This window comes from Corynebacterium sp. c8Ua_99, assembly GCF_039907185.1.
GTDB classification, from domain to species: domain Bacteria; phylum Actinomycetota; class Actinomycetes; order Mycobacteriales; family Mycobacteriaceae; genus Corynebacterium; species Corynebacterium jeikeium_D.
The window spans coordinates 48,757-72,497 of sequence record NZ_JASBOG010000008.1 but is presented as its reverse complement, the minus strand read 5'-3'; the positions used below and the strand labels follow the sequence as shown (position 1 = coordinate 72,497).

Genomic DNA, 23,741 nt, shown 5'->3' with positions numbered 1-23,741 from the left:
GTAACCACAGGTTTGGTAACAATTTGAAAATATTTCTCAGGTGACCGGCCTAGGTACACCCACAGAGAAAGCTCTCAGATGTCGGTATTTACGCATATCAATCATGTTGTACATACCCTGCTGGTGAGCTGCGTCACAACATGGTTGGGATTAGATAACAACACGAAAGCGGTTGGGGCGCTATTATCTAAAAAGTAACGAGTAAATCGCCCAAGGTTATCCCGGAGGGAAAGATATGACTAGCAATAGCGGCCAGCCAGAGGCATCGGTCGAGACCACCTCGGTCTTCCGTGCAGATTTGCTGAAGGAAATGGAGTCCAGCTCTAACACGGACTCCACGGTCTCCGGTGTTGAAGGACTTCCGGCGGGCTCGGCACTCTTGGTTGTCAAGCGGGGGCCAAACGCAGGTTCGCGTTTCCTGCTCGATCAGGCAGTCACCACCGCTGGTCGTCACCCGGACAGCGACATCTTCCTCGATGATGTGACTGTTTCCCGTCGTCACGCAGAGTTCCGCAAGAACGGTGACTCCTACGAGGTCGTCGACGTGGGATCGCTGAACGGTACCTACGTTAACCGCGAGCCGAAGAACTCCGCGGTTCTGGCTAATGGTGACGAGGTTCAGGTCGGTAAGTTCCGCCTCGTCTTCCTGATCGGTAACTAATTCGACATCGGTTAATGTCGACGCCTGTCGGCATTAACCCCTTATTTTTGTAAAGGCTCGGAAAAGACCAGTGGCAGCAGTACGCAAATCAGCAGTTTCGCAGCCGACTTCGTCGGAAAGCACTGCGAAGCAAGCACGCTCGGTGGGCAAGAAGAAGACCATCGGTGCTGTGCTGAAGGAAGTCAAGGTTGAGTTCCCTGATGTAACGCTGTCCAAAATTCGTTTTCTCGAGTCGGAGGGGCTGCTGTGCCCGTCGCGTAGCTCCTCGGGTTATCGTCGCTACAGCCAGGCGGACATTGACCGCCTGCGCTACATTCTCACCGTTCAGCGCGATAACTACTTGCCGCTGAAGGTTATTAAAGAGCAGCTCGACGAAATTGATGCGGGCAACGCTGGCGGCGACGGGCTGGCATCGGTCACTCCACTGGTGACGGCGGATCAGTTCCGCGAAGCCGCAGTGGTCTCGCTGACGCAGGCGGAGCTGGCAGAGCGCACCGGCGCTAGCGAGAAGTTTATCACTGAACTGGTTCGAGTCGGCCTGATTACTCCGGACACGCTGAACATGTTCGATGGCGATGACCTGCTCATCACTGAGACGGCGGTCAAGCTGGCTGAGTTTGGTCTGGATGCCCGCCACCTCAAAACTGTGCGTACCGCTGCGGCCCGTGAGGCAGATTTGGTGTCGCTCGCTGCTAGTCCGCTGAGTAAGTCGCGTGCGGCTAGCGGCAAGCAGAAGGCTGTGGAGATGGGCCGTGAGATGACTGCGCTGATGGTCACGCTGCACGGCACTTTGGTCAAGCGCCAGGTCAACAAGGACCTGGGGAAGTAGTCGGTAGTCCCGCGTAAATAGCGGCTCGCTACAATTATCGCTGTTATGGACGAAAAACTCGTAGAAGTCAAGTTTCTAGACTGGATGGCGCATCCTCCTGAGGACGATCCAGTGCTGCTCCTGCATGCCGAAGAGACCAATCGGATTATCCCGATTTGGATTGATTTGGCGACGGCGACGGAGTACTCCGCCCGTGAGACCGGCGCTACGCAGCGTCGCCCGGGCATGCATGAGGTCTTCGTCGATACGCTGGACATGGTGGGGCAGAGCGCCCTGCGCGGCCAGATTACGGGCGTGCATGAGGGCGTTTTCATCGCCAGCCTGGTGCTCGAAGGTGGCGCAGAGATTGATATGCGGCCCTCCGACCTCATCCTTATCGCTAGCGAGCTTGAGGTTCCGCTGTATGTCGCGCGTGATGTGCTCGACGCCACGTCGGTAGCGGCGCGTCTCGTCGCAACCAATGGCGGTTCGCTTGCCGACGAGTCGGAGACCGACTCCGTCGAGGCATCGGTGTCGGAGTTTGCGGAATTCCTCGACAGCATTGATGCTGACTACTTCGCCGAGCCGCATGGTGATGCGGAGGACAAGAAGTCTGATGGTGAAGCCGACGGTGGCGCCGATTCAGCTTCCGATGGCGACCGTTAAACGTGTGACTGGAGTGAACAACTGGCTACTTTTGGGGTAGTTGTGACGCTTATTTCCTCCGGCGTGTCGCTGAATGACCCCATAAAAGGGGTAACTTTTCGTAAGTTATGGTTTCATCCCGTCCTGCGGTTTTTCTCCCGGGTTGTGCTTGAGCTGGGGAAACTATGACTCCAAACTCTAAACCTTAACTTTAGGTTTAGAGATTCGGCGTGTCGTCCTGTGATGTATTGACAGCCGATTAACCTTGGCGAAAGATAAATAACGGCAGTGAAACTACCTCGGGAGAATTTATATGGTCGACGACAACAGCGGTTCGCTCTTTGGCGACAATGAGCTCCGTGCGTCGGACTCGCAAGAGCCACGCGCGGTTCAGGAATCCCTGTTCGACATGGGACCGGACGAGCAGGTTGGCTACCGCGTTCCCATCGCATGTCAGGTAGCGGGCATTTCTTACCGCCAGCTGGACTACTGGGCACGCACCAAGCTGGTGGAGCCTTCTATCCGTACCGCCAAGGGCTCGGGTACCCAGCGTCTGTACTCCTTCCGCGACATCCTCGTTTTGAAGATTGTCCGCGGACTGCTGGACACCGGTATTTCCCTGCAGAACATCCGTCTGGCTGTCGACCGCCTGCGCGACCTCGGCGTCGATGACCTGGCTACCATCACGCTGGTTTCCGATGGTCGCACCGTCTACCAGTGTCGCTCCAATGAAGAGGTCATCGACCTGCTCAACGGTGGCCAGGGAGTGTTCGGCATTGCTGTCCCGGGCATTATGAAGGAACTGACTGGCACCATCGCCTCCTTCCCGTCCGAGCGTATCGACGGTACTCAGGAGAACCCAGGTACTGGCATCGACGAGCTGGCTGAGCGTCGTCGCCGTCGCATCTCCTAACAGCCAACTGTATGGCTGAATAGCGGCGTCGCTGCTATGGACGCCGCTCAAATAGCCGAAACAAGCTAAACAAAAACCGCCTTCCACAACTGGTTCCGTTTTTCCTCTCCCGAGGTTGGACCAGATGGAGGCGGTTTTTTGCTACTTACTCCGTACCGATAGCCGCAGCCAACTGAGAGGCCAGGCCATCGCCGTAGTCGGCCGCAATGCGCAGAGAGCCAGTGGTCATATTTGCCACTTCCTGCAGCTCGGGGCTGGAGCTGTCGCCGTCGGGAAGCACGATGACCTCAATCGTTACCGGGCGGTCTGGGCTAATGAGTTCCTTGATCCTCTCGACGGACTCGGCGGCATCGGCGCCCGAGGCATCGCGACCCGAAGTGAGCACGACGAGACGGTTGGGCTTGTCCGGGGAGTAGGTGTCGCGGGCGGCCTGGTAGGCATCGATAAGCGCTGGCCAGAACTGTGCCTCACCACCGGCCGGAAGTTCGGCCAGCGAACCCTTTACGGCGTCCGCGCCGTTGTTGGCCTCGTCATCGGGCGCGGGAAGTTCCGCGAGGCGGTTCACCTCGGGTGCGAATGTCCACAGGCCGTAACGGCCGCCAGGCGCCGCATCGATAGCGCCGGTCAGTGCCGCAGACAGCGCCCCGACATCGACGCCCTCGGAGGTGTCAGCGAGCAGGAGTGCCGAACCCACCGCAGTTGCGGGCTGTTGCGCGTCCGGCTGCTCCAGTGCTGGCGGCAGCGCAAAAGAATCCGTCTGAATCTGCGAGAGCACTCCAAAGTTCTCCGCTACTTCAGGGCTGAAAGTGCTCTCAGCAGCTTCGCCGTCGGCGCCATGATCTGCTGCGAAGTTCCGGAAGTCCTCGGCCGCGCGAGCCGTGTTCTCGTCAATCTTGCCGCCGGAGCCAAAGGTGACAACTGGCGCGTGCAACTGGGGTGCATCCGCAGGGGAGACCAGCTTCAGCCCCTCGCCGGCCATCTGCAGCATGGGCTGGGTCGCGGCCACGCCGTCGAAATCAGCGACGTTCTGGCTGAGCATGGTCAGCAGAGTATTGGAGGTGTAGACCTCACCCAAGCCCGCGCGTTCGCGAGCGACATCCGGGCCACCGCCAAGTCGAGCACTGATCACCGCAGACAGTGCCGCATCGGAGCCACCGGGGGCGGCCACGCGCAATCCCGCAAGCTCTTCCCAAGTGGCGTTGTTCAGCTGGTCAGCACGATTGGTTGTGAAGGCCACGCCGCTGGCAATCGGCGGCAACCACGTCTTGGGGTTGTTGACCTTGACCTTGTCCGAGTTCTTCGCCTGGTCCACGAAAGAGATATCGGCGGGAATCCAGACGCCCGGAGTCATAATTCCGGTACCAGCTTCATCCGCAGCGGGGTCCTCCGGAGCTCCCTCACCAGCTTCAGCACCGCCAGCCTCAGTCAGGGCGTTCACAACCTCCTGCGAGCCCGCCACCGTAATCTGTGGCCGCACACAGAAGTCCCTCACCACGGGATTCGACTCGCCATAGTCCTGCACAAGCTTCTGTGCCGAGCCCACCGCAGCAGGATCAGCGGTCACCACCAGCGTCAGGTCACCCTTCGTACACCGTGCACGGTCAGCATCAATCGACGAATCGTTGCTCTTGCGCAGATTAACCCAGGCAAAAACCGCAGCCACCAGAACAATTACCACCAAGACGGCAATAAAAGGCCCCTTAGCCACTCGATAGTTGTTCTCTCCCGAGGCGTGTCGTCCCATGTCGTTCTAGCCCTTTCTATGCTGAGTGTGCTCGGCACTGTCGACTCGCAGCAGACCTCGTCGTAAAGCACAAACGCGCACGTAACTCCTGCCAACTTTACTGCGTGGACAAGGCGACATCTACCACTTCGAGAAGACGGCCGCGCAGAACATCGGCACGCGCGCTGAGCTCACGCTGGCGGCGGACGTACTCGGCCTTGCCTTCGGGCGTTTCGATGCGAATGGGCGCAAAACCCCAATCCCGCAGATCGTAGGGAGCGGCGCGCATATCCAACTCACGGGCACTGCACGCGAGCTCGAAAGTATCCAGCCACAGGTCGCCGGGGACCGCCTCGCCGAGCTTGGTCGCCCATTTATACAAGTCCATGTTGGCGTGCAGACACCCCATCTGCTCACAGTGCGGCTGTGTCTCGCGCGTCGGGGCAAACTCGTTGAGCGGCACGGCGTCGGGCGTGAAGAAACGGAAGGCGTCGAAGTGCGTACATCGAACCGTGTGGGCCTCGACGACCTCGTCCGTGCCTGCCTGACCCAGCCGCAGGGGCTCCGGGTGACGATGCTCGGGCTGGCGATACACCATCGCCCATTCATGCAGGCCAAAGCAGTCAAAGTGCGCCGGATTCGCGCGCGTCGAACGCAACAGATTGCCGATGTACGCCACCGTCGTACCTCGCTTATCGACGTACGCCGAAACATCCATGCGCGCCGTCCCAGAGGCGGTATCGGTGGGCTCCTTGCGGGCAGGGCTATCGGTAGTGTCGTCCGTGTCGAGGGTAAAGAACTTCAGGTGACTGATGTCTTTGGCCGTCGCACCGGGAAGATCTACGCCGATGCCCGGTGACCAGCGGCGGAGTTGGCCGGGTTTAACGGGGTAGTACTCGAAGATGAAGTCCCAGACCGGGTGGCGCTGGCCGCGACTGCGACGGGACAGGCGGTCGCGGGTCAGGACATCGACGCGGGCGATATGCCTTGCTTTGGCTTCACGCCAATCGAAAGACGAATCGGGCGTAGGCGTCACGGCTGGCGCCCCTGCGTGCTGCCCGGTCGGGTCCGGGGCTGGTTCACGGTCGAGTGCTGCTTTGGCGCACCGCTGCGACGCGGGGAGACCTCGTGGGTCCAGTCGCGCACGACACCGACCTGCTCCTCGATGAGGTCCTCCAGAGCCACGATGCCGATCTGCTCCGCGCCGGAGAAAGCACCAGTCTTCGGAGCGATGCTTGCCGGGGCGTTTGCGCGCAGGTGCGGCTTTGGCATGCGAGCGCGTACAGCCACTGCCATGTGGGCGCTGTAGCGGCGCATGATGCGCAATCCCTCATCCAGCGTGGCATCGATCGGAATCTCAATCATCGGGCGAATCTCGTCATCGGGGATGGCTGTCTCTGGGCCGGAGGCAGGATCCATGACGCGGTCGAGGACATCTTTCACGTGAACATAGCCGCGGTACTCGTTGGGTTCATTGTTGGCTGCAGCGACGGGGAACCGGGAGAATCCAGTTAAGGTGACCGCCGTCTCTAGGTCGCCCACAGTCGGTGCGGTGGGGAGGCGCCGAATTTGCTCGTGCGGAATCAGTACCTCCTCAATGGTGCGCGTGGCCGAAGCCAGTGTGCGACGAAGGCGGACGTGCTCCTCGCTGTCAAGGAGCCCCTCTTGACGAGACTCCGCAATCATCGATGCCAACTCAGTGGAATCGACAGTGGTGTCGAGCTCATCGCGCTGCTCAATGCCGAACAGCTTAAGCGTATGGCGAGCCATCCAGTTAAACAGCAGCAACAGCGGCTTGGTCAAGCGGTAGAAGACCATGTGAACAGGAATAAGCAGCATGGCCATCGTTTCCGGTCCTGCCAGCGCGATATTCTTCGGCACCATCTCACCGAGCATGATGTGCAGCACTGACACCAGCATCAATGCGATGGCAAAGCTCAGCGGGTGCAGCAGCGACTCCGGAATACCCATGGCGTGGAAAGGAGCTTCCAGCAGATGTGCCAGCGCCGGTTCAGAGACCTTACCCAGCAGTAGCGAGGCAATGGTGATGCCCAGCTGTGCGGCGGCGAGCATCATCGACAGGTGCTCAGAAGCATTGATAACTGTGCGTGCGCGCTTCTTTCCCTGAGCCAGCAGCGCTTCCAAACGGTCACGGCGCGCAGCAATAAGTGAGAACTCCGCGCCCACGAAAAACGCGTTGACCAACAACAAGAAGAAAGTCAGGAGGATTCCAAACCAGTCACTCATAGGTTGAACATCTCCTTAGCGCGCTCGTTGGTCACAGGAATCAAAATGGCACGGTCCACGCGGCGGTCATCCATCGCCAGAATGCGGGCGTACCAGCGTCCGGCGATACCCGATTCGAACTCGTCCATGAAGTCGCGTTCGGTCTCTGGCAGCAGGACGACGTCACCGACCTCCGGGATGCGACCGAGCGCAAACATAATCAAGCCACCGAGCGTTTCGAAGCTACCTTCTGGGGCGAAGTATCCGACCTTGGTCGGCAGCTCGTCGGTACGCACAAGGCCAGAGCAGTTCCAACCTTCGATCGCGCGTTTGACTTCCTGCTCGGACTCCTTGTCGTCGTACTCATCCCAGACCTCGCCAAGAATTTCCTCGACGACATCCTCGATGGTGACAATGCCGGCGATGCCGCCGTACTCATCGGCGACCAGCGCAATCTGCGAGCCGGCCGAACGCACGGCCTCCAGTACGGCATCGCCGTCCAGCGACTGCGGCAGCGTCGGCACAGGCCGTGCAATCTCCCGCATGGTGGTGGTTGAGCGCTTCGCCGCAGGCACCGCAAATGCGTCCTTGACGTGGACAACACCGACAGTGGCATCGAGGTCCCCGTCAGTAATGGGGAAGCGGGAATGCCCCGATTCGATAGCGACAGCCAGCAGATCCAGCGCCGTGTCATCGACATCGAGGGAGGTAATCGTCGACCGCGGCGTCATTAGGTCCTCCGCCGTCGTTTCGCCAAAGCGTAACGACGACTCGAGTACAGCGGCCTTCGACTCATCCAATGCACCCTGCTCCGCAGAATTACGTACCAGTGCTTCCAGCTCCTGAGGGGAACGCGCTGAAGCCAACTCATCCGCCGGTTCAATACCGAGCTTGCGCACCAGCCAGTTCGCCGTGGCATTCAGCGAATGGATGAAGTAGTGGAACACCCAGTTAAACGCCATCACCGGACGAGCCGTAACTCGCGCTACTGCCAGCGGCTCTGTAATCGCGACATTCTTTGGCACCAACTCGCCATAGACCATCGACAACATCGTGGCCACGATGAGGGCAAGAATCAGTGCGGTCGGTCCCGCTGCAGACTCGCTGAGCCCCATCCAATGCAACATCGGCGTGAAGTACTGTGCCAGCACCGGTTCCGCGAGGAAACCAGTTGCCAGCGTGGTCAACGTAATGCCCAGCTGTGCACCGGAAAGATGGAAGGACAGTCGATTATGCGCCTTGTGAACGGCCTCAGCAGGTGCATCCGCTGAACGGGCGCGGTCGGCGTCAATCGTAGATCGCTCCAGTCCCGTCAGCGCGAATTCAAACGCCACAAAGAGGCCGGTGCCAGCGGTTAGCGCGATAAAGCCGACAACCGCGACAATATTGAGAACAATATCCACTGATTATCTCTTCTTCTTTTTCCCTCGCTTGGGGCGGTGTACGCGACCGCCAGCACGATTCTTTCCGCTTGCCGACGGACCGCCGCGCCCGCGGTAACCGGCACCACCAGCACCGCCTGCCGATTGGCTCTGATCTTGACGAGCCCGGCGCGGACGCCGTGCGCCCAGTTCCTTGACAAATCGCGGCAGTCCCGGAGCGGCGCGCAGCTCTTCAGCTTCAACGCCGGCCCCTGCCAGCAGCTCGCGGGCCTGATCAACCTGGCGGTCACGCACAATCATCGCTACCGTGCCGGAAGCACCTGCACGAGCCGTCCGACCCGAGCGGTGAATATACGTCGCGGAATCCCTTGGCGGATCCGCGTGCACAACCAAGTCAAGAGCATCGATATCAATGCCACGAGCGGCCACATCCGTGGTGACGAGGACATTGATTTCACCCTCGGCAAAGGCCTTGAGGACCGCGCGACGAGTTGCCTGGCCACGATCGCCGTGGAGGAAACCTAACTTGATGTCGTAGAACTGTAGAAACTTAGCCAGCTGCACGACACGCGCCTTAGAGTTGGCGAAGATGACGCACTGATCCTTGCGGGAGGCAATCCAGGCGACCACTTCGTCGGCTTCGTTGTTGTCCTCCACCCGAAGTAACAGATGCCGCATATTGCGCATGGTCAACCGGGAGGCAGTGACCTTGTGCTTCGCAACTTCAGTGCTACTTGCGCGACGATCGCGAATAAGCCCCGCGGCGTCGTCGTTAATCGTGGCGGAAAAGACCATGCGCTGTGCCGACTTCGGGCACGCACGGACCAGGCCCAGAACATCGGGCAGAAAGCCCATGTCAGCGAGCATGTCCGCTTCGTCGACGACGACAGCGAGGACGTGCTCAAGGCTGAGTAGACCGCGGCGGCGCAAATCGTGTGCGCGACCCGGTGTGACCACAGCGATATCGACTGGTGCCGCGAGCAGAGTCTGCTGCTTGGCCACGGAATCACCGCCGACCAAGCTCAAGACACGCAGACCTGCAGCGGCACCGATGTCAGCGAGGACATCAGCAATCTGATCTGCGAGTTCGCGCGTTGGCGAAATAATTAGCGCGCGCGGGTAACCGGGAAGCGCTGGAGAGGCGTTATTGAGTAACGCGACCAGCGGAATGCCGAATGCGAGCGTTTTGCCCGAGCCTGTAGGGGCCTGCGCAAGAACGTCCTTGCCAGCGAAAGCATCTGGCAAAGTCGCCACCTGCACGGCAGTAGGCGAAGTTATGTGCTGGGCACGCAGAATACTCACAATCGCTTCCGGCGTGCCCAACTGTCTGAAATCACTGGACTCAGCAGGAGGGGGCATGTTTGTTAGAATACCGCTATCCCCGGACAGCCATGCAATAGGCACGTCCGGTGAACTGGAAAACTACCGTCCCATGACATTTACCAACCGCGACCCGGTTGCGCATAGGCCTCGCGCTCGAGAATGGCGGCTCGACGGAAGATGTTGCGGATGGATTTGAGCTCCGCATCGCTGGCCGTGGACATATTCTCTTCAAGGACCTCGAGAGCCTGCTGAACACTGTCAACATACTCGGGGTCGGAATACACCTCCACCCAGTTCGCGATCGCGGAATCCTCATCAACCAGCGATTTTCCTTGCAGAGTCAGCTCGGTTGCAATCCACATTTCGGCGACGATACTGGTTACGGCGACCCGATATGGGTTGAAAGCGCTACAGGAAGAATGCACGTCCAGCAAAAGCTGTGTGATGGTTGTCGGCTCGATGTCCTCGAGCGCCGAAGAAGTCTCTTCCAGCCCGTTATTGCTCAATTCCAACGCACGCACCAGGGCTTCCTGTGCGAGTGACGACCACAGAACCTGTTCCTTCGGGCAGGGTGCTTTGGTTGCCAGATGCGACAGGACTGGGAAAACTTGGTGCAAGTACCAGGCCTCTTGCGCTACGAAGAAGTTGGTTTCGTCCGAGGAAAGGTCGCCGCGGAGCATCGTGGGGACGCTGAACATTCCGCCAATCTCGGCAACGATGTCCTCGATGTCCCGCCACAGCTGGGAAGTAAAAGGACCAGCCGGAGCAATCTGGAGTGAGTGGCCGAAGAAAGATTCCAGCTCCTTCGGCGGCTGCTCAGTATCAGTGCCTTCGACGGCCTCCGGGTAAAAACTGGAGTTCAGATGCACTGGTTGCATTCGGCGAAGCGCGACCTTTTCCAGGCGACGAGCCCTGTGGCCGTGGTCAATGGGGCCGTGCCCCTGGCCGACGTTGAGGTTATCCGCGAAACGAATGGACTCGCTGAGCCAGCGCGTAGTCCAGCGCAGGGCGTCGTTGATCGCTGAGCCCCCACCAATCCGTGTGGCTAGAGCAGCGGACAGCGAACAACCCGTGCCATGGGTGTTCTCAGTGTGAATGCGGGGAGAAGAGCTGAAGAAAACCTGGCCATCGGGGAAGGCCACGGCATTGCCGGCTTCCTCATCACTTAAGTGACCAGTCTTTGCAATCACGATGACATCGTTTTTGCTCGCGAACTCCAGTGCCTGTTCAATCAGCTCAGTGAAGTCGCTGGCCTCCGGGGCGTCGGCAAGCAATGCCAGTTCGGGAACATTCGGCGTGATGACGGTGGCTTCCGCGACCAAGTCGCGCATTGCGTCCATGGCATCTTCGTCAAGCAGACGGTCGCCAGAGGTGGCGACCATAACCGGATCGAGAACAACCACGGCTGGCTTGGTCTCCCGAACCCAGTTGGTGACGGCCTGCGTGAGTTCGCGTGAACCCAACATGCCAATCTTCACCGCGTCGATGGTGACATCCTCAGTTACAGCAGCCAGCTGCTCGACGAGGAAGTCAACAGGTGGGGTGTGGACGGCACGAACGCCCACGGTGTTCTGAGATACCAAAGCGGTGACCACGCCCATGCCATAACCACCGGCGGCGGCGATTGATTTTAAATCGGCATGGAGCCCAGCGCCACCTGTTGGGTCTGTGCCGGCGATGGAAAGAACTCGTGGCACAAAATCAGGCTTTGCCTTCTTGGGAAATGGCATCTCAGACCCCTTTTAACTTCAAGAGCGTGAAGCGACAGACTTCAAGACTACGCTTCAACCTCGGAGCGGTCGCCAGACCAGAGGGTGTGGAAAGCACCCTCGCGGTCAACACGCTGGTAAGTGTGCGCACCGAAGTAGTCACGCTGCCCCTGAACCAGTGCTGCCGGCAGACGCTCCGCACGCAGGCCGTCGTAGTAAGCCAGCGAAGAGGAGAACACCGGAGCCGGGATACCCATCTGTGCTGCAGTGACGACAACGTCGCGCCACGCGTCGAGGCACTCGGTGACCTGGTCACGGAAGTACTCGTCGAGTACCAGCGCCGGCAGCTCCGGATTGCGGTCGTACGCTTCCTTGATGCGGTTCAGGAACTGTGCGCGGATGATGCAGCCACCACGCCAGATGGTCGCCAGCGCACCGCGGTCAATCTCCCAGCCGTACTCCTTGGCACCAGCGTTAATCTCATCGAAGCCCTGCGAGTAGGCAACGATCTTGGAAGCGTAGAGCGCCTTACGGACGCGCTCCACAAAAGCATCGCGATCTTCCGGTGCCTTAGCCAGGCTTCCCGACGGCAGGTTGCGGGCAGCCTCACGCTGAGCAAGGGAAGACGACAGGGCGCGAGCGAACACGGCCTCGCCAATACCAGTTACTGGAATGCCCAAGTCCAAAGCGGCCTTGACCGTCCAACGGCCGGTGCCCTTCTGGCCAGCAGCATCAACGATGACATCCACCAGCGGCTTGCCTGTCTTCTCATCGGCCTGAGAGAGAACCTCAGCGGTAATCTCGACCAGGTAGGAGTCCAGGTCGCCCTTATTCCACTCGCGGAAGATATCTGCAATCTCGGCAGGGGTGAGGCCAGCGGCCTCACGCAGCAGGTGGTAGGCCTCGCCAATGACCTGCATATCCGCATACTCGATGCCGTTGTGGACCATCTTTACAAAGTGGCCAGCGCCATCGGAAGAAATGTGAGTACAGCACGGAACGCCATCAACGTGAGCGGAGATGGACTCCAGCAGCGGGCCGAGGGACTCGTAGGACTCCTTCGTTCCACCCGGCATAATGGATGGGCCAGTCAGAGCACCTTCTTCACCACCGGAAATACCAGTGCCAACGTAGTGCAGGCCACGGGCGCGAATAGCCTTCTCGCGACGGATGGTGTCCGTGTAAAGAGAGTTACCGCCATCAATGATGATGTCGCCGGGCTCCATCACGTCGGCAAGCTGATCGATGACCGCATCAGTAGCGGCACCTGCCTGAACCATGATCAGAGCGCGACGCGGGCGCTCCAGCGAAGCGACGAACTCTTCAATGGTCTCGGACGGGATGAATGAGCCTTCATCACCGTGTTCAGCGATGAGGGTGCGAGTTTTCTCCGGACTGCGGTTGTACACGGCAACGGTGTGTCCCTTGTGGGCGAAGTTGCGTGCGATATTCGAGCCCATGACGGCGAGCCCGACGACACCAATTTGTGCGAGTTCATTGTTATCGGTCATGCCCACCATCTTAAAGCCTGGCCGGGGTTCGTTGTATCTGGGACTCAGAAATTGTTACTGCTTTTAACGTTGAAACTGCCACGAGTGATGGCGTGCGCTGGCACAATGTTTGGCATGACTGACGAGACTATTGCGAATAATGGCAGTTCACAGGACTCTAACTCTGCAGCTTCCGTCGCCGAGCAGGCGAAGAGGAAGGCGCTGCGCGATTATATGACACTGGCGACGAAGGCTAGCCAGGAAGCGCTGAGCGATGAGGAGCTGGCTGTTTTTAACAGCACCTTGGGCGATAACGGAATCGGCGGTCTAGATACCTTGCTGGGCACGAAGTTTGTCCATGTCGGGCCGGAGCGAATTCAGATGGAGCTCGAGGTCGGGCCCGACCACCTGCAACCGTGGGGCCTAGCCAATGGCGGTGTTTATTGCTCGCTAGGTGAGACTGCTGGCTCTATTGCTGGTTTCGTTGCCTGCGGTGCGAAGAAGCCGGTCGTCGGTGTGAACAATAACACCGATTTCTACCGCTCCGCCCGGGCTGGCGAGGTAATCGTTACCACGGCGGAGCCAGAGTACCTGGGGCGCACCATGCAACTGTGGCGCATTGAGCACACCCGCAAGGCAGATGAAAAACTGTTGGCCCGCACCAACCTACGAATTGCGGTACTCGACAAGCCGCTGTAGCAAATCGTTATAGGTGGTAACGGGCCTGGTAGGAAGCTCGCAGGTGGCTTGTCGTGATTAGCTGTTTTCTAATCTGGCCACCTGCAAGTTAACTACTTGTTCCTTTTTGCGCGGTGCTCGCGGCGAGTGTCGCGAACCTCCAGCGGCAGATCCTGCTCAGCCTTGTCCTTGTTGAACTCGGCCAGGCGGTCGATGGCGTTGCGTGCGTACATCTGCTGGCGGGTGGAAACCATCTGCCAACGGTTGCGATCCAGGACGTTCAGGCCCCAGCTGACGCAGGAGACGAGGCGGTTGCGGAAGCCCACCAGGAACATCAGGTGGACGGCCAGCCACAGAATCCAGCCGATGAAGCCGGTAACCTCAACCTTGCCCATCTTCACCACTGCGGAGAAGCGGGAGACGGTTGCCATGGAGCCCTTATCGAAGTACTCGAACGGCTGACGCTCTGCGACATCGCGGCCGTCGGCCTCAGCTGCAATGTTGGCGGCGACGTACTCGCCACCCTGAATAGCAACCTGAGCAACACCCGGCAGGTTCTCGCGGTTGGACATGTCGCCCACGACGTAGACGTTCTTGTAGCCACCAGCTGTCATGTCCTCGTTGACAACGACACGGCCAGCGCGGTCGGTCTCGGCGCCAGTCTGCTCGGCAATCATCTTGCCCAGCGGGGAAGCGGACACGCCGGCGGACCAAATCTTGCAGAACGACGGGATGAACTCCTCGGTTCCATCCTTCATGTTCTTGTAGGTGACGCCCTCTTCATTGACGTCAGTCACCATCGCGCCAAGCTTGACGATGACGCCCATCTTTTCCAGGGACTTCTGAGCCTTGCGGCCCAGACGCTTGCCAAACGGCGGCAGAACCTGCGGTGCGCCGTCGAGCAGGACGACGCGTGCAGCGTGCGGGTTGTAGCTGCGGTAGGACGATGCGAGGGTGCGGTTAGCCAGCTCGGCCAGCTGGCCGGCAAGTTCAACACCAGTCGGACCAGCGCCGACAACGACGAAGGTCAGCAGGCGCTCGCGCTCAGCGGGATCGTCGGTCAGCTCGGCGCGCTCAAACGCGCCGATGATGCGGGCACGGATTTCGAGTGCGTCGTCGATGTTCTTCATGCCCGGAGCAAACTCGGCAAAGTGATCATTGCCGAAGTAGGACTGGCCAGCGCCAGCGGCAACCAGGAGGTGGTCGTATTCCCACTTGGAAGTCTGGTGACCCAGTTCCGAAGTCACAACCTGCTTTTCGACGTCGATGTCGGTGACATCGCCCTTGACAACACGAACGTTCTGAACACCGTCGAAGATCGTACGAGTGGACGGAGCGATTTCGCCCGAGGACAGGATGCCCGTTGCTACCTGGTAGAGCAGTGGCTGGAACAGGTGGTGGTTAGTGCGGTCGATGAGAGTGACGTCGACCTCGGCGCCCTGCAACTTCTTCGCCGCGAACAAGCCACCGAAACCCGAACCGATGACGACCACGTGCGGGCGTCCGGAGTGCGGGCGGTACGGAGTCTCGGTCATGTATTTTCTCCTCACAGACTTTAAAGTTCTCGAAGTTTTAGATTCGGCTTTTAGCCGGCAAGCCACAATAGTAATCCTCTCGGTGCGCCACCGCCTATTCTGGGTCCCTGCGCGGTAGGCTTCGAGAGCAAACTCAGTTCGTTATTCGTACCTTTATGCGGCGCGATTGTTAGGAGGTTCGGGCAGGGTGAATTCGGCAAGCCGGCAGGCAATTGACGCAGAGCGATGGCCTCGGGTTGCGCGTATTCCAGAGGGGCGTTTCCTAGCGAAACGTGCCGAAATGATGGAACGCTCTTTTGAGCGGCTCTGCCAGGACAACGGCATTGAACTGGTCGAATCCGGTGAGTTTGTCGGAGAGTCCTTCATTACTCGGTCGACGGGTGACGCCGATTTGGCTATCGACGGAGTCGGTGGTGCCAGCTCTAGCGGCGGCAGTGAATCTCCCACTAGTTCTGAATCGTTTCGTCCAGTCATTTTCAGCGTCATTGATCCTGTTTTCTATTCTCGACTAGCTGATTCAGAATGGCTCGGATTGGGGGAGGCCTATCTCGCGGGCGAATGGTCCAGTGATGATTTGCCAGAGCTTCTCAGCCGACTGCTCAGCGCCGAGCTCGATATTGCTTCGTTGGGGCCGCTGGCACGTGGTCTGATGAAAGTCGCGCGTTCACGTCCGCGTCTCGATGGGCCAGATATGGCGGGAGAGTTGCCGACCTCATTGCTCGAGCTCTATTCCGGCGAATTGCTGATGGGCGGTTCCGGCCTATTCGCCTCCGGAGTGCGAACCTCGTCCCGGGAACAGATTCAAAACTATGCCCGTGGTGCTGGCAAGGGTGGGGTTCCCTCGCACTGGTCAGTTGACGTGACTTATGTCGATGCCCCGAAATCCGTCGCGCGTGCCGATTTTCTGCATGCCCAGGTGCGCAATATTGAGCACATCCTCGATCTTGCTCGAGTCCGGGCCGGAGACCGTGTCGCCGAATGGCCGTCGGCAGGCGGAGAAATTGCCCTTCGGGCTGCAGAAAGGGGAGCGGGCGCGGAGGTTATTACCGTCTCTGATGACCACACCGAAACGGTGCTGGAACGGGTGGAAAAAGCCGGATTGCGCGGCGCGGTCGATGTGATCCAGATGGATCGCAACATTCCGTCGCCACGCGAATTCGAGTCCGACTTCGAGGCGGTTATCAACGTCGGGCGTCTGGAGACCTTCGGTCGTGCAGGTGCGCTGCGCTGGCTGAAGAGCGCCGAGCGTCTGCTTGTCGACCGCGGCACCATCGTCGTCCAAATGGTGGTAGCGACGGACAAATTCGATGCGCTCGCCGAGCGCAGCTTGGACCTCGTACGCGCTTACGTGTGGCCGCAGCTGCAGCTTTTCACCATGGAAGAGCTGCGCAAGATGGTGGACCGGGAAACCGGCCTGCGCATCGCAGCGGAAGAGTACATTCCGGAGCACTTTGCGACGACCCTGCAGCTCCAGCGAGATTTCTTTGCGGCGCATGCGCGCGAAGCCGCTGGTATCGGCTACGACAGAGTGTTCCGGAGGATGTGGAATTACTATCTGTCGCTGTTTGAAGCGCTCGTGCGAGCAGAGAAAGTCACGCTCGTGCAGGTCGAGCTCGTGCATGCGCCACGCAGACCTCACTAGCAGCGGGCAGCTCCGAACGCGTTGGAGATTCGCCAGATAAATAAAGCCTGTAAAAATAAATCACGTTTTTAGGCAAAACCACCTCAAAGCCGGTGTTTAGGGTCTAAAAACGAAATTATGAACGCACAGAGCACCACACGTACTGCAGACATTGTTGTCGTCGGCGCCGGTCTTGCCGGATTGGTCGCGACGTATGAGGCCACGCAGGCCGGCAAGAAGGTCATCCTTGTCGATCAGGAGAATGCCAACAACCTCGGCGGACAGGCTTTCTGGTCGCTGGGAGGAATCTTTCTCGTCGACTCGCCAGAGCAGCGCCGCCTGGGAGTCAAGGACAACCGCGAGCTCGCTGAAGCTGACTGGTTCAACTCCGCGCAGTTCGACCGCGAGGAAGACAACTGGGGACGCAAGTGGGCCAAGGCCTACCTGAACTTCGCGGCAGGGGAGAAGCGTGACTACCTCCGCAATCTCGGCGTGAAGTTCCTGCCTGTCGTCGGGTGGGCTGAGCGCGGTGAAGGGCGTGCCGACGGTCACGGCAACTCGGTACCCCGATTCCACCTCACCTGGGGCACAGGCCCCGAAATCGTCCGCGTATTCGCAGAGCCGGTCGCTGAAGCTGCGAAGAAGGGGCTGGTGGAATACTGCCATCGCCACCGCGTTGACGAGTTGATTGTCGAAGATGGCCGCGCCGTCGGCGTGCGTGGCAAGATTCTGGTTCCCTGTGAATCTTTAGAGCGAGGAGTGGCGTCGTCACGCGAGGAAACAGGGGAGGACTTTGAGATCCGCGGGTCGGCCGTGTGCATTGCGACGGGCGGTGTTGGCGGCAACCTGGAAGCCGTGCGTAAGTGCTGGCCGACCGAGCGCCTGGGCGAGATGCCGAAGGACATGGTCTGCGGTGTGCCAGAGCATGTTGACGGCCGTGGCATTGAGATTGCAGAGCAGGCCGGCGCAAACCTCGTCAACCGTGACCGCATGTGGCATTACACCGAGGGCATGAAGAACTGGAATCCCGTGTGGCCGAATCACGGTATCCGTATCATCCCGGGGCCGTCGGCCATGTGGTTCGACGCAGAAGGAAACCGCCTGCCAGCGCCATATATTCCGGGCGCCGATACTGTCGGCACGATGAAGCACATTCTGGCCACCGGACACTCGTACTCCTGGTTTGTGCTGAATAAGAACATCGTGGGCAAAGAGTTTATTTTCTCTGGCTCAGAACAGAATCCGGATCTGACCGACAAGGAGATCAAGAAGCTGATTGGCAAGGTGACCTCTGGTGTTGCCGCACCTATTCAGGCGTTTATGGATAACGGCGAAGACTGGGTGGTTGCCGACGATCTGCCAAAGCTGGTCGAGGGGATGAACGAGATTGTGGAGGCGAGCTCGGGCGGGGAGTCCGGAGCCGCAGCGCCGAAGATTGACCTGGAGAAGCTCGAGGAGCAGATTCGTCAGCGCGATATGCAGACCGGTAATCCCTTCTCCAAGGACTACCAGGTCAATTACGTCAACGTGGCCCGGAACTTCCTCGGGGACAAGATCATCCGCTCCGTGCCGCCATCACCGATTTTGGATCCGAAGAACGGCCCACTGATTGCTATTCGTCTGCGCATGCTGACCCGCAAGACGCTCGGTGGCATCGAGACCACCCTCGACGGCCAGTGCTTGCACCCGGACGGAACACCTTTTGAGGGGCTCTACGCTGCAGGCGAGGCCTCTGGCTTCGGTGGCGGTGGCGTTCACGGCAACAACGCGCTGGAAGGTACATTCCTGGGCGGCTGTATTTTCAGTGGCCGCCAGGCAGGCCGCGCGATGGCGGAAGTGGTTAAGTAGCTCCCGCATACCGCACGGCTCGGTGGAAGAATCCGCGGCTACTCCAGCCCGATGGAGAATGCACTTTCCAGGTCGTGCTGAGAGTAGGTGCGGAAAGCCAGCTGAGTCTGAGTGCGAATAACACCGTCGACCTTGCTGATGAGATTTGGAATGATTTCCGCCAAATCATCGTGATTAGTTGCGCGCACCACGACGACCAAGTCCCAGTCACCAGTAACGGAGTAGACCTCAGTCACGCCGTCGATCTCGACGATGGTCTCGGCGGCCTCCGGAATCTTGTCAGCTTCGACATCGATGGACACAATTGCGGTAATCAAACTCATGGCTGCCTTTCCTCGGAGTATAAACGTGGGGCCCGCTGAATAGCGTGGCCCGGACCGCAAGGTACGAAAGATTGCTCAAGATACTGCGGCCCGGAATTTCATTTCTGTCACGATTCTACTGATTTCCAGAAAACAGCCTGGAGGATCCGGACGAAAGGCGGTAAAAAGGGCGCTATGACACAAACCGCATTTCAGTCCAACCCAGTCCAGCTTTCCGGAGACCTGCCCCAGGTGGGCAACAAGGCTCCGGAGTTTACCCTCACCGGTGGTGACCTCGCCGAGGTCACCAATGAGACCTTCGCTGGTAAGAAGGTCGTCTACAACATCTTCCCGTCGGTAGACACCGGTGTTTGTGCAGCTTCGGTGCGTCACTTCAACGAGGACGCTGCTGGGCTGGACAACACCGTCGTGGTTAATGTTTCGCGTGACCTGCCGTTCGCTCTCGGCCGCTTCTGCGCTGCAGAAGGCCTGGACAACGTTGAGGTTGCCTCGGACTTCCGCCACGGCTTCGGCGAAGCCTTCGGTGTTGTCCAGCAGGATGGCCCGCTCGCTGGCCTGCTTGCTCGTGCCGTAGTCGTCACTGACGAAGAGGGCAAGGTCATTTACAACCAGCTGGTCGATGAGATCACCACGGAGCCGGACTACGACTCCGCACTGGCTGCACTGAAGTAATTAGCTAACAAGCTTTCAGCAGCAAGTAACCAGCTGGAATCGACGGGGCTCGTCGGCGCACGCGCTAGGCTGTTGCCTGGCGGACTTCGCCGACGAGCTCTTCTAGTACGTCCTCCAGCGCAACGATTCCGCTGACAGAGTTCTCCGAAGTACTATTTTCCTCCGTCACCAAGGCAAAGTGAGCCTGCTCGCGCTGCATCAGCCGCATGACCGTCTGGAGCTTGGCATCCGGGCTGACGCTTGCGAAGGTGCGAATCAGATTCCGCGGGAAGGGTCGGTCGCGGTGACCGTCGTCAAGCGAGAGCAAATCCTTGACATGAAGGTAGCCGATGAAGCTGCCATCGGCATCGGTGATGGGGAAGCGGGAAAAGCGCGTGCGTGCGCTGAGCTCTTCGATGTCGGCGACGGTGGCGTCGGGGCCAATGGTAACGAGGGTGTCGAGTTGCATAGTGACATCCGCGGCGGTGAGATGCTCGAAGCCGAGAGCTTTGTGGAGGAGCGCGAGCTCGTCATTGTCGAGAAGGCCCTGACGCCCGGACTCGGCGACGAAATCCTGCACCTGACTAGCGGTGAAGGAGGAATCGACCTCGTCCTTCGGAGTGGCGCGAAGAACCTTGCGAACCACGATGTTCGCCGTCGTATTCATCGCCCAGATAACCGGATTGAGCACCCGCACAATCACATACAGCGGAACAGCCACGAACTTCGCCGTCGGACTGGGAGCCGCAACAGCGATGTTCTTCGGCACCATTTCGCCGACAACCATGTGTAAGAAAGTGACGATTAGCAGCGCCAACGCCAGCGCAACCACGTGGGCGGTGCCCGCGGGGAGTCCCAGCGCTGTCATGTAGGGCTCGAAGAAGTGCGCAATCGCAGGCTCACCGACGGCACCGATGAGCAGGGAACAGGCGGTAATGCCCAGCTGTGTTGCCGCCAGGGAGACCGACACGTTTTCGATACCGCGCAGCGCGTACTTTGCGCTGGTAGAGCCGCTGACGGCATCCGGTTCAATCTGGTCTCGGCGAGCCGAGACCATCGCAAATTCAGCGGCGACAAACCAGGCGTTGAGGGCTAACAGCAAAATAAGAGTAAGTAGTGGCATGTTTTAGCCCTCCTGTTCGCTGTTGTGCTCGACGTGGTTGTGACTGGTGCCGTCCTGATGAGCGCCTTCATCCGTGTGCGCGACCTTGTTGCCGACGCGGTCCACCTGGACACGAATACGGCCAACGCGGTGACGTGCCATGCGCTCTACTCGGAAGGCGACTTCAGCGGTGGTAGGCAAGTTCTCCTCATCGAGGTTTTCGTGGTCGGTGGCTTCGACCGTGACGGTGTCGCCGAAGCGCGGCATGCGATCTAAGCGCTCGGTGATGAAGCCGCCAATCGTGTCGGGTTCTTCGCCCTCCGGTAGAACCAGGTTCAGGATCTCTCCCAACTCGTCAGGGCGCATGAGACCGGAAACAATTACCGTATTGAGGCTAATCCGGCTGTAGAGCAACGAACGATCGTCCTGTTCGTCGTCAATTTCACCGACGATTTCCTCGACGAGATCCTCCAGCGTCACAATGCCGTCCGTACCGCCGTACTCATCGACGACAACCGCGAACTGGTATGCATCCTCCCGCAATTGACGCATCAGCGGATCAAGCGTGGTCGAATCGTTCACCACGAGCACATCTTTGGCCAGGCTCGCAGCTGACGTCGTCAAGCGTTGTGCGTGTGGCACGCTGAGCAGGTCGGTGTAGTGCACCACGCCCCGGATGTCGTCGACGCTATTGCCAACGACGGGGAAGCGTGCATGTCCAGAATCTGCGACGACCGTCAGCATCTCTGCGACACTCTGATCTTCGATAAAGATAATCTGCGTGCGTGGCGTCATCACATCAGCCGCAGTGCGCTCGCCGAACTCAATTGATCGCGCCACCAACTCGGCGGTCTGCGGGTTAATCTTTCCTTCATCGCTAGAGCGCGTGACGACGGCACGGAGTTCCTCCGCGGTTCTGGCACTGGCAACCTCTTCCTCAGGGGAGAAGCCGAGCCGTTTTAGTACCCAATTAGCCGCGCTGTTGAGCAGCCAGACCAGCCAGCCGAATGCAAACATGAAGGCATTTTGCGGCCTGACCACGAGGTTTGCGACTTTGATGGGCTCGGCGATGGCCCAGTTTTTGGGAACGAGTTCACCAAAGACCATTTGAGTGAAGGTTGCGATAATGAAAGCGCCCGTAGTGCTGATTGCAGTGACGGTGGCGGGAGAGACGCTAGTGCCACCAAAAGCGGCTTCGAGGAGCACGCCGAGGGAAGGACCGGTAAGAAAACCAGCGACGAGGCTGGTGACCGTAATTCCCAGCTGTGCGCCGGAGAGGTTAGTAGAGGTGCGTGATAGGGCGCGGTCTACTAAATATGCGGACTTTGAGCCGGCGTTTGCGGCCTTCTTGACGTCATTCCTATTAACCGTGAGGTAGGAAAACTCGACAGCAACGAAAACTGCGTTGGCGAAAACGAGGAAAAGAAAAGCTGCGAATACAATGAGCGCGGATACAATCACGCGGCATCACCTGAAGTGTTTGCTGCGGTCGTTGAGGCGGTTGCGGTTGCTGCGGTGATTGCGCTTACAGCGGCTACAGAGAGCCCATCTACGTTGGCGCGAGGCTCAGAGTCGTCGGACGAGTCAGATCTATCTGACGGGTCTGACGTATCGGGTCTGTCGGAGCTACTGGATGTGTCTGAGAGGTCAGGCATGCGAGAAATTTTACTAAAAATTCCTGAATAGGCGTGTAGCGAAAAATAGTTGTTTGCTGAGTGGGCATGGCGGTGCGGGTTGGCGGGACAATCTGACTGACTGGCTGGCTGGATGACTGGCTAGATCTGGCGGTAGCTGCGGTATCGGCGCTAATGGGGAGGACGGACCCCTAAAGCCAAAATGTCATAATGTATATTATCGGACAAATAATGAAAGTGGTTGGCCCTGGGGTTTTCTGAATTTCCAGGGCTGCCGCTTTTTCCGCCGCCGCTTTTCTGCTGCCGTGTTCTATCTTGGCGCTTGATCTATGCCGTCGGGATTATTGCTCATTGTCCTTGGCGTTCGCTGCAAGCTCATCCGCGTTGCGGACGGCAATCTCTTCCCGCAGCCGCTTGTTCTGCCACAGCGTCATGCCAATCAGGAGTATGCCGACAGCCACGAGCCACCACGCGCCCTTGTAGGCCACGAATGCAATGAAGATAATCAGTAGTACCATTCGCACCTTTCGTGCGAGCAGCATTGCTTCGTAGGTGTTCATATCGTTGTGACTCCCAACTGGCCTACCAAAATTGTTTTTGGCAGGACTTCTGTGGTGTGTGACTAAATGGCTTTATTGCGTCACAGTGACGAATCGAGGTGTATTTTCGCTGGCTATAAGCCTCTTTGGATTAGCGCTACTGCGATTCTCTTTAGATGGCTGTGTCTGCCAGCCGCGAAACCTACGCGTCCTACGCGTCCTGCTTCTCTGCGACAATGCGCAGATTGAGTTCGCCGTTCTCCTCGATGGATGCAGCTACAAACTGTGGCAGGCGCACGTTGTAATCCAGGCGGTTGATTGGCAAAGAGCCCGACAACAAAACCAAGTTTTCGGTACGAGCGGCCTTCATTGGTACGGTGACATCATTGGTGACACCGCGGATGGTCAGGCGTCCCGGAATCTCGATATTCGCCCACTGGCCGTTATCTGGAATGCTCGAAATATCGAGTGGTTCTGCAAGCTCAAACTTAGCTTCTGGGTACTGCTCAACGCTGAAAATATTGTTGCGGACATTGATGTCACGACGTTCAATATCGCTAGTCAGAGTTGCCATATCAACAACAACGGATGCGTCCTCAAGATTGTTGTCAGCAACCTTCAGCTCACCGGTGACATCGTGAGTGGAACCGGACGTCGTCCGCCTGCTGCCCGGCAGTACCTCGTTAAAAGTAAAACCAACGGAGGTGTTCTGTGAGTTATCGCCACCGATAATCTTCCAGGTGCCATTCGCATCAGTTGTTGCTGCAGGCAGCTCCGTGGCCTCGAAATCCTCTGTACGCACCCCTTCATGCGTGAAAACGCGATACAAAACTGGCCCCACAATAACAATTGCGAGCGCAACAACTGCAACGGCTATCAAAGTAATAATTGACTTACGGACACCAGAATTCATAGTGCTCATCCTATCCT

Annotated in this window: 21 protein-coding genes; 8 read left to right on the top strand and 13 right to left on the bottom strand. The window is 58.7% G+C overall.

The features are described from left to right. Window positions 1-235: 235 nt before the first annotated feature. The 4 genes from odhI to QKE19_RS06275 all read left to right on the top strand — a co-directional run bounded on the left by odhI (window position 236) and on the right by QKE19_RS06275 (window position 3,027). Entirely contained in the window at window positions 236-661 is a 426-nt protein-coding gene (odhI, locus tag QKE19_RS06290) for an oxoglutarate dehydrogenase inhibitor Odhl (protein WP_005511304.1), read from the top strand. A gap of 70 nt (window positions 662-731) precedes the next feature. After that, window positions 732-1,490 carry a MerR family transcriptional regulator gene (locus QKE19_RS06285; RefSeq protein WP_016422836.1) on the top strand — a complete coding sequence of 253 codons (759 nt, stop codon included), beginning with the start codon at window positions 732-734 and terminating at the stop codon, window positions 1,488-1,490. A gap of 45 nt (window positions 1,491-1,535) precedes the next feature. After that, window positions 1,536-2,135: a bifunctional nuclease family protein gene (locus QKE19_RS06280; RefSeq protein ID WP_048734014.1), complete on the top strand. Its 600-nt coding sequence runs from the start codon at window positions 1,536-1,538 to the stop codon at window positions 2,133-2,135. Between the two features lie 388 nt (window positions 2,136-2,523). Beyond that, the gene (locus QKE19_RS06275; RefSeq protein WP_172620271.1) at window positions 2,524-3,027 is read left to right on the top strand and encodes a MerR family transcriptional regulator; all 504 of its coding nucleotides are present in this window, start codon (window positions 2,524-2,526) and stop codon (window positions 3,025-3,027) included. A 145-nt stretch (window positions 3,028-3,172) separates the two neighbouring features. On the opposite strand, the gene QKE19_RS06270 is transcribed toward QKE19_RS06275, so the two are convergent. From QKE19_RS06270 to gndA, 7 genes are all read right to left on the bottom strand, one after another. Further along, window positions 3,173-4,771, bottom strand: a complete 1,599-nt coding sequence (locus QKE19_RS06270) for a hypothetical protein (RefSeq protein ID WP_069359511.1) — start codon at window positions 4,769-4,771, stop codon at window positions 3,173-3,175. A 97-nt stretch (window positions 4,772-4,868) separates the two neighbouring features. Beyond that, window positions 4,869-5,786 (bottom strand): 3-methyladenine DNA glycosylase, encoded by a 918-nt coding sequence (locus tag QKE19_RS06265; protein WP_069359512.1) that lies wholly within the window; start codon window positions 5,784-5,786, stop codon window positions 4,869-4,871. Continuing rightward, complete coding sequence (locus QKE19_RS06260; RefSeq protein WP_347890609.1) at window positions 5,783-6,997, bottom strand: hemolysin family protein; 1,215 nt, start codon at window positions 6,995-6,997, stop codon at window positions 5,783-5,785. The genes QKE19_RS06265 and QKE19_RS06260 overlap by 4 nt, the downstream gene beginning before the upstream one ends. Continuing rightward, a complete protein-coding gene (locus QKE19_RS06255) occupies window positions 6,994-8,379 on the bottom strand; it encodes a hemolysin family protein (protein WP_016422831.1) in 1,386 nt (461 codons plus the stop codon). Before QKE19_RS06255 ends, QKE19_RS06260 begins: the two co-directional genes overlap by 4 nt. Window positions 8,380-8,382: 3 nt before the next feature. Next, window positions 8,383-9,717 (bottom strand): DEAD/DEAH box helicase, encoded by a 1,335-nt coding sequence (locus QKE19_RS06250; RefSeq protein ID WP_222865657.1) that lies wholly within the window; start codon window positions 9,715-9,717, stop codon window positions 8,383-8,385. A gap of 80 nt (window positions 9,718-9,797) precedes the next feature. After that, window positions 9,798-11,411, bottom strand: a complete 1,614-nt coding sequence (locus QKE19_RS06245; RefSeq protein WP_070546160.1) for a bifunctional hydroxymethylpyrimidine kinase/phosphomethylpyrimidine kinase — start codon at window positions 11,409-11,411, stop codon at window positions 9,798-9,800. Window positions 11,412-11,458: 47 nt separating this feature from the next. Further along, complete coding sequence (gene gndA / locus QKE19_RS06240; RefSeq protein ID WP_172954611.1) at window positions 11,459-12,901, bottom strand: NADP-dependent phosphogluconate dehydrogenase; 1,443 nt, start codon at window positions 12,899-12,901, stop codon at window positions 11,459-11,461. Window positions 12,902-13,015: 114 nt separating this feature from the next. Here gndA and QKE19_RS06235 point away from each other — a divergent pair, with 114 nt between their 5' ends. After that, a complete protein-coding gene (locus tag QKE19_RS06235; protein ID WP_224433479.1) occupies window positions 13,016-13,579 on the top strand; it encodes a PaaI family thioesterase in 564 nt (187 codons plus the stop codon). Between the two features lie 92 nt (window positions 13,580-13,671). On the opposite strand, the gene QKE19_RS06230 is transcribed toward QKE19_RS06235, so the two are convergent. Next, window positions 13,672-15,093, bottom strand: coding sequence for an NAD(P)/FAD-dependent oxidoreductase (locus tag QKE19_RS06230; RefSeq protein WP_049170497.1), 1,422 nt, complete (start codon window positions 15,091-15,093; stop codon window positions 13,672-13,674). Between the two features lie 187 nt (window positions 15,094-15,280). Between QKE19_RS06230 and QKE19_RS06225 the strand changes: the two genes are divergently transcribed. Next, window positions 15,281-16,735, top strand: a complete 1,455-nt coding sequence (locus tag QKE19_RS06225) for a class I SAM-dependent methyltransferase (protein WP_347890608.1) — start codon at window positions 15,281-15,283, stop codon at window positions 16,733-16,735. 117 nt (window positions 16,736-16,852) lie between these two features. Beyond that, window positions 16,853-18,562, top strand: a complete 1,710-nt coding sequence (locus QKE19_RS06220) for an FAD-binding dehydrogenase (protein WP_347890606.1) — start codon at window positions 16,853-16,855, stop codon at window positions 18,560-18,562. A gap of 38 nt (window positions 18,563-18,600) precedes the next feature. Here QKE19_RS06220 and QKE19_RS06215 read toward each other — a convergent pair whose 3' ends face one another. Continuing rightward, on the bottom strand, window positions 18,601-18,885 hold the full coding sequence (locus tag QKE19_RS06215) for an Lrp/AsnC ligand binding domain-containing protein (RefSeq protein ID WP_005511316.1): 285 nt from the start codon (window positions 18,883-18,885) through the stop codon (window positions 18,601-18,603). A gap of 174 nt (window positions 18,886-19,059) precedes the next feature. On the opposite strand from QKE19_RS06215, the gene tpx reads away from it, so the two are divergent. Beyond that, complete coding sequence (gene tpx, locus QKE19_RS06210) at window positions 19,060-19,557, top strand: thiol peroxidase (RefSeq protein WP_049193539.1); 498 nt, start codon at window positions 19,060-19,062, stop codon at window positions 19,555-19,557. 64 nt (window positions 19,558-19,621) lie between these two features. On the opposite strand, the gene QKE19_RS06205 is transcribed toward tpx, so the two are convergent. The 4 genes from QKE19_RS06205 to QKE19_RS06190 form a co-directional block, all read right to left on the bottom strand. After that, window positions 19,622-20,659 (bottom strand): hemolysin family protein, encoded by a 1,038-nt coding sequence (locus QKE19_RS06205; protein WP_101739063.1) that lies wholly within the window; start codon window positions 20,657-20,659, stop codon window positions 19,622-19,624. 3 nt (window positions 20,660-20,662) lie between these two features. Continuing rightward, on the bottom strand, window positions 20,663-22,099 hold the full coding sequence (locus QKE19_RS06200; RefSeq protein ID WP_347890604.1) for a hemolysin family protein: 1,437 nt from the start codon (window positions 22,097-22,099) through the stop codon (window positions 20,663-20,665). A gap of 514 nt (window positions 22,100-22,613) precedes the next feature. Further along, complete coding sequence (locus tag QKE19_RS06195) at window positions 22,614-22,832, bottom strand: hypothetical protein (protein ID WP_049193535.1); 219 nt, start codon at window positions 22,830-22,832, stop codon at window positions 22,614-22,616. A gap of 190 nt (window positions 22,833-23,022) precedes the next feature. After that, on the bottom strand, window positions 23,023-23,733 hold the full coding sequence (locus QKE19_RS06190; protein WP_070429697.1) for a YceI family protein: 711 nt from the start codon (window positions 23,731-23,733) through the stop codon (window positions 23,023-23,025). Window positions 23,734-23,741: the final 8 nt, after the last annotated feature.